The sequence below is a fragment of the Acidovorax sp. HMWF029 genome, from assembly GCF_003060895.1.
Taxonomy (GTDB): Bacteria; Pseudomonadota; Gammaproteobacteria; order Burkholderiales; family Burkholderiaceae_C; genus Acidovorax.
On the sequence record NZ_QAIH01000228.1, the window covers coordinates 1 to 5437 of the forward strand.

Annotated in this window: 7 protein-coding genes; 3 read left to right on the forward strand and 4 right to left on the reverse strand. The window is 66.2% G+C overall.

Going from position 1 to position 5437, the window contains the following annotated elements:
- Both DBR12_RS22035 and DBR12_RS16945 read right to left on the reverse strand, forming a co-directional pair.
- Window positions 1–378: hypothetical protein (locus DBR12_RS22035; protein ID WP_199226711.1), on the reverse strand; the 378-nt coding region annotated here is incomplete at its 3' end.
- A 132-nt stretch (window positions 379–510) separates the two neighbouring features.
- Window positions 511–1227: a class I SAM-dependent methyltransferase gene (locus DBR12_RS16945; RefSeq protein ID WP_233244686.1), complete on the reverse strand. Its 717-nt coding sequence runs from the start codon at window positions 1225–1227 to the stop codon at window positions 511–513.
- Window positions 1228–1311: 84 nt separating this feature from the next.
- Here DBR12_RS16945 and DBR12_RS16950 point away from each other — a divergent pair, with 84 nt between their 5' ends.
- From DBR12_RS16950 to map, 3 genes are all read left to right on the forward strand, one after another.
- Window positions 1312–2193 (forward strand): LysR family transcriptional regulator, encoded by an 882-nt coding sequence (locus DBR12_RS16950; protein WP_108618340.1) that lies wholly within the window; start codon window positions 1312–1314, stop codon window positions 2191–2193.
- Between the two features lie 380 nt (window positions 2194–2573).
- Window positions 2574–2861 carry a ParD-like family protein gene (locus tag DBR12_RS16960; protein ID WP_108618341.1) on the forward strand — a complete coding sequence of 96 codons (288 nt, stop codon included), beginning with the start codon at window positions 2574–2576 and terminating at the stop codon, window positions 2859–2861.
- Complete coding sequence (gene map, locus DBR12_RS16965; RefSeq protein ID WP_108618342.1) at window positions 2861–3661, forward strand: type I methionyl aminopeptidase; 801 nt, start codon at window positions 2861–2863, stop codon at window positions 3659–3661. The genes DBR12_RS16960 and map overlap by 1 nt, the downstream gene beginning before the upstream one ends.
- Window positions 3662–3694: 33 nt before the next feature.
- On the opposite strand, the gene DBR12_RS16970 is transcribed toward map, so the two are convergent.
- On the reverse strand, window positions 3695–4723 hold the full coding sequence (locus DBR12_RS16970) for a phosphotransferase enzyme family protein (protein ID WP_108618343.1): 1029 nt from the start codon (window positions 4721–4723) through the stop codon (window positions 3695–3697).
- A 198-nt stretch (window positions 4724–4921) separates the two neighbouring features.
- On the reverse strand, window positions 4922–5437 hold a 516-nt coding region (locus tag DBR12_RS16975; RefSeq protein WP_233244688.1), incomplete at its 5' end, for an SDR family NAD(P)-dependent oxidoreductase.

Here is a 5437-nt window from a genome sequence, read left to right on the forward strand (position 1 = left end):
GCTGGGGCCCACCCGTTGGGAGGCGCCCGCACAGTCGTTGCCCGCAAAGATCAGAACGCCTTCGTAGTAGTCCAGCGTGGCCTGCCCGGTGGTGTGCGCCCGCAGCGTCTTCTTGAACGACTGCGCCCCCACCGTGATGCAGCCCTTTTGCACCCAGTCGCCCTCCAGCGCGCTGTTGGCGACCACCGGCGCCATGCCCCCCGATCCGCCACCCCATCCCCCATCAGACAGGGCCACATCGCCGCCGCCACCGCTGCGCCCGCTGCAAGCCCCCAGAGGCAAGGTAAGCCCCAGGGCCAAGGTGATAAGGGCCGCAGGCACTACGGCCAACCGCTGCAAAGAGGGAAAAGAAGGAGGCAATGGGCACAACGCAGTCATACACGGCTCCTTGGTGAATGGGAAAAAAAGGAGAAAGAAAAAAAAGCAGGCGCGCAGCAGCCCGCCACCGGCCCAGCCCTTCGGGCCCGGCCGTGGTCACGGTCTGTCTAGAAAAAAGAGGAGAGAGGGCGCTCAGCCCGGCTTGCGGGCCACGATGAAGACCCGGATGTCCTTGCCCCGGGTGCCGTGGCGCTCGACGCTGACAACCTCAAGCCCCCGCCGCACCAGGGCCGACCGCAGGTGCTGCGCGTCGAAGCACAGCACCTGCGGTGCCTTGCCGATGGCCTGCATCAAGGGCAGCGCCAGGCGGGGTATAAGGGGATTCATCTCGTTGATGCACGGCGTCTTGGAGATCAGCAGACCGCCGGGACGCAGGGCCTGCACCAGCAACTCGAGTGCGTGGTCCAGGTCGTCCACCAGGTGCAGCATGCTGAAGGCCAGCACCACGTCGTAGGTGCCCTGCCCCAGCCCCGGTGCGTCGGCATCGGCCACCGCAAAGCCCAGCTGCGGCACGGGCTGGGCGGCCAGCCGCTGCCGGGCAATGGCAATCATCCCCGGCGCGACATCGGTGGCCAGCATGCGCCCGGTGAACGGTGCCAGGCGCATGGCCGTGCTGCCCGTGCCGCAACCGACTTCGAGCACATGGGCATCGGGGGGCAGCAGTGCCTGTACACGTTGCAGCGTGGCCTCGTAGCCCGCCATGTCGGCAATGGGCTCGGCGGCGTACTTGGGCGCTATGCGGTCCCAAAAGCGGGCCTTGCGGGCCACGGGAGCTGCATCTGCCCCGGCGTGTGGCGTGGCTTGGAGGGCCGGAGCGGTGAAGGGCATGGGCATGGGCAGGCGGCGCATCGGGCGTTGAGTGGTACCGGAATGCTATCCATGCAAAACCCCGCAGGGAACGGCCTTTATTGCAGTGAACATATACATTTACGCATGGACAACCTCGACTGGAACCAGCTCAAGGCGTTTCTGGAGACCGCAGAAACCGGATCGCTCTCGGCCGCCGCCCGCAAACTGGGCCTGACCCAGCCCACGCTGAGCCGCCAGGTGGCCGCCATCGAACAACACATGGGCGTGACCCTGTTCGAGCGTGTGGGCAAGGCCATGGTGCTCACCCCCACCGGGCTCGACCTGCTGGAACACGCGCGTGCCATGGGCGCGGCCGCCGAGGCCCTGGGCCTGGCGGCCACGGGCCGGTCTGAGGCGGTGGGCGGTGTGGTGTCGGTGTCGGCCACCGACGCCGTGGCCGCCTACCTGCTGCCGCCCATCGTGCAGCGCCTGCGCGCGCAGGAGCCAGGCATTGCCGTCGAGGTGATCTCGTCCAACGCGCTGAGCGACCTGCTGCGCCGCGAGGCCGACATTGCCATTCGCCACGTCAAGCCCGAGCAGCCAGACCTGATCGCCCGCCTTATCGGTGAGGCCACCGCCCACTTCTATGCTTCCGAAGGCTGGGTGAAGACCTACGGCCACCCGCGCACCGCGCAGGACGCAACGCAGGTGCCGTTCGTGGGCTCGGACCGCGCGGGCCGGTATCTGGCGTACCTGCGCCAGCACGGGCTGCACTTGAGTGAAGACAACTTCAGCTGCTACTCCGACCACACCGTGGCGCACTGGGTGCTGGTGTGCCAGGGCATGGGCATCGGCGCCATGATGGACAACATCGCGCGCCACACCCCAGGCGTTGTCCGCGTGCTGGACGACCTGCCGCCAGTGCGCTTCCCCATCTGGCTGGTGTCGCACCGCGAGCTGCGCACCTCGCGGCGGATTCGGGTGGTGTTTGAGGCGCTGGCGGAGGGCTTGCAAGCCGAGGGCTGAGGACCGCTGACGCAGAGCAATCGCCGAAGGCTTTCTTTGAGCCTTGGCCGTGCGTTGGTGCGCTGCGATGAACCGAGCCGCCTGATCCAGCGAAGCCAGCGCCTCATCCAGCACGGGCGCAAAGAGCTGCCAGCAATGCACCATGCCGTCCCAAGCGGTGCAATCCGTCTCCACACCCGCCGCCTTCATTTGCAAGGTGGCCTGGACCTGCCGTACGGCCACCCGCAGCATTTCGCCCACCTTATCCGTCGTCGAACAGCCAACTTCTGTGCCACTGAACAAGCCAGACGTGGCTGGATGGACTGCGCTTGGATGCTGGCGTGTTTTCGGAATATTCAAAACATATACAATACAAATACGTTTCGTATATATCACACCCCATGGGCATAGTCAAAATTTCCGACCAGATGCACGAAAACCTGCGTCTGGCCAGCACGGCGCTGAGCCGTTCCATCAACTCCCAGGCCGAGCACTGGATGCGCGTGGGCATGCTGGCCGAGATGTACCCCGACCTGGACCACCGCGAGATTTGCCAGATGCTGGTGCGGGCCGAGTTGGCGGGTGGGCTGGATGTGGCGCTGGCGGCGCGGGGTGAGCTGGACAGCAAGCCTGCAACCCCGGCAACGGGCGTTGCCCCTGCCGCACGCACCAGAAAGCAGCCGCACTGATGGCCCGCGCTGACCGTGGGGTGCCGATCCGCTCGGCCGAAGAACTGGTGATGGCGCGGCGCGCGGCGCAGCTGGCGGCCGAGGTGCTGGCGATGATCGAGCCGCATGTGGTGCCGGGCGTGACCACCGACGCGCTGGACCGCCTGTGCCACGACCACATCGTGAACGTGCAGGGCGCGCGGCCTGCCAATGTGGGCTACCTGGGCTACCCCAAGACGGTGCTGACCTCGGTGAACCATGTGGTATGCCACGGCATCCCCTCGCCCCAGCAGACGCTGAAGAAGGGCGACATCGTGAACATCGATGTGGCGGTGGAAAAAGACGGCTGGTATGGCGACACCAGCCGCATGTTCTGCGTGGGCACGCCCAGCGTGCTGGCCCAGCGGCTGGTGGGCACCACGTACGAGGCGCTGTGCGCGGGCATCCGCACCGTAAAGCCCGGTGCCACGCTAGGCGACGTGGGCCACGCGATTGCCACCGTGGCGCAGCGCGAGAATTTCAGCGTGGTGCGCGAGTACTGCGGCCACGGCATTGGCACCGTGTACCACGACGAGCCGCAGGTGCTGCACTACGGGCGGCGCGGCCAGGGCCTGCGGTTGGAGTCGGGCATGGTCTTTACCATCGAGCCCATGCTGAACGCAGGCCAGCGCGAAACCAAGGAGCTGGCCGATGGCTGGACGGTGGTGACCCAGGACCGCTCGCTCTCCGCCCAGTGGGAGCACATGGTGGCGGTGACGGACAGCGGCTATGAGGTGCTGACGGCGTGGCCTGGGGGCACGGGCAGCTACCCAGCGATTTAGCACCAATGGGGGCTGCGCGAGGGGGTCACCCCATCAGCCGCGCGGCAGCTCCAGCCGGGCCCAGGCGGCCATCACATCGAGCTGCTTCTTGATCCAGTCGGCAGACATCATGTTGGCGCCCCAGTGGTGGATACGCGCCACGCCCTCCCCCATGTTCCACAGGTGCCGCAACTGCAGGAACAAGGGCAAGGCGGTGAGGTCGGCATCGGTGACATGGCCGCCCCCGGCGCGGTAACCCGCTAGGTACTGGTGCCAGCGCTGGAGCAAGGCTTCGTCGGGCTCCATGGGGGCCTTGCGCGGCAAATTCGACCAGAGCCACACACACAGGTCATAAGCTAGGAACCCCGGCCCTGCGTCGTCAAAGTCGAAGAACGCGGCGCGTTGCACACCCTCGGCATCGGTGTACACATGGTTGTTGAAGCCATGCGTGTCGCCGTGGCACATCACGCGGGTCAGGGTGCCCTCCACATTTGCCAGCTCGCTCAGAAGGCGCTCAATCAGTTGCCGGTAGGCATCGAGCACGGCGGGGTCAAGCTCGGGATGGGCGGCAAGGTAGCCTAGCGTGCGGCCTGCAAGGTGGTGGCCGTCCAGCACATAGCAGCTTGCGGGGCCTGCATAGCTTTGCGCGGCGCGGTGAATCTGGGCCAGCGTGGCGCCGGTCAGGTGCAATTCTTCGGGCGTATCGGGCACAGCGCCATCGCAGTGGCGGAAGAGGACTAGCGCACGCGGGCCCTCGGGGAACGGCAGGGTAATGTTGGTTGCTCCGTTTACGGCCAGCACCGGCGTGACCACGCCCACGCCCTGTGCGTGCAGGTGGGCCAGCAGCGCAACTTCAAAATCCACATTGAACGCGCCGCGTGGCCGAATGGCACAAAGCCGCGCCACGTAGCGGCTGCCATCCGAGGACCGCACGGCGTAGTTGTCGTTGAGGTTGCGGCGGATCAGGTAGCACTGCTGCACCGGCAGGCCGTAGTGCCGCGCCACCCAATCACTCACGGCAGAGGCAGCGGCTGTGGTGTGGGAGGCGACCAGATTGAGGTCGTGAGAAGGGGAGGAACGCATGCGGCATTCTCCATGGATGCAGCATGAAACACCCGTGCGGCGTGGTTCGATGGGGTTGCGCCAAGCATTTCTTGCTGAACCACCGAGGCTGGTGCAAGCGGGAAAACAGCCACGTCACAAAAATATGACCCAAAAGGGCTGCCACCGCGCGCTGGTATTGCACCATCGGTATCAAAATCATAGCAAACCGCACCGCCATCACCACGGCAGCTTGTCGCCGCTGTAGGCGTAAAAGCCCCCCGTTTCTTCCACCGGCACCCCATCCAGCACCCGCAACATGTCGCCCGCCGCTTCCGCTGCCGGGCGGCCAATTTCTGCGCCGTTGAACGGGGCCGACAAGGCTGAATTGACGGTGCCCGGGTGCAACGCCACCAGCACGGCTTGGGGGTGGGTGCGAGCCACTTCGATGGCCGCAGTTTTGACCAGCATGTTGAGCGCGGCTTTGCTGGCGCGGTAGCTGTACCAGCCGCCCAGGCGGTTGTCGCCAATGCTGCCCACCTTGGCCGAGAGCACTGCCAGCAGGCAGCGCCCCTGCTTGGGCAGCAGCGGCGCAAAGTGGGCCAGCACCAGCGCGGGGCCGAAGGTGTTGGTGCGGAAGGTGGCTTCCATCTGCGCGTAGTGAAGTTGGCCCAGGCGCTTTTCGGGCATGCCGTGGGGGCCGTGCAGCAGGCCTGCGGCGTGGATGATGCAGTGCCACGGGCCCTGGGCCTTGAG

Excerpts from the sequence above, each read along its gene's own strand:
- DBR12_RS16945 (WP_233244686.1), bottom strand. The coding sequence starts at position 1,227 with ATGCGCCGCCTGCCCATGCCCATGCCCTTCACCGCTCCGGCCCTCCAA.
- DBR12_RS16950 (WP_108618340.1), top strand. The coding sequence starts at position 1,312 with ATGGACAACCTCGACTGGAACCAGCTCAAGGCGTTTCTGGAGACCGCA.
- DBR12_RS16960 (WP_108618341.1), top strand. The coding sequence starts at position 2,574 with ATGGGCATAGTCAAAATTTCCGACCAGATGCACGAAAACCTGCGTCTG.
- map (WP_108618342.1), top strand. The coding sequence starts at position 2,861 with ATGGCCCGCGCTGACCGTGGGGTGCCGATCCGCTCGGCCGAAGAACTG.
- DBR12_RS16970 (WP_108618343.1), bottom strand. The coding sequence starts at position 4,723 with ATGCGTTCCTCCCCTTCTCACGACCTCAATCTGGTCGCCTCCCACACC.